This window comes from Pseudoalteromonas sp. S1727, from assembly GCF_005886375.1.
Classification (GTDB): Bacteria; Pseudomonadota; Gammaproteobacteria; order Enterobacterales; family Alteromonadaceae; genus Pseudoalteromonas; species Pseudoalteromonas haloplanktis.
The window spans coordinates 1-220 of record NZ_PNDT01000223.1; the positions used below are offsets into that span (position 1 = coordinate 1).

Here is a 220-nt window from a genome sequence, read left to right on the forward strand (position 1 = left end):
ATTGTTTTAGGCTTGGATAACTTAGCAGATTATACCAATGCAACCACTTACTTTGGCGCGATCATTGGCCGCTTTGGTAACCGTATTGCTAATGGTAAATTTAGCTTAAACGGCACCGACTATCAGTTAGCCACCAATGACGGTGATAACCACTTACACGGTGGTGTACAGGGCTTTGATAAGAAAGTCTGGACTATGGTGCCATTTAGTACAGAAAACA

The 220-nt window shown here is 42.3% G+C and carries 1 protein-coding gene; it reads left to right on the top strand.

Annotated features, from left to right (window positions below; genetic code table 11):
* A partial coding sequence (locus tag CWB85_RS21750; protein WP_502705328.1) for an aldose epimerase family protein occupies positions 1–220 on the top strand: 220 nt, incomplete at both ends.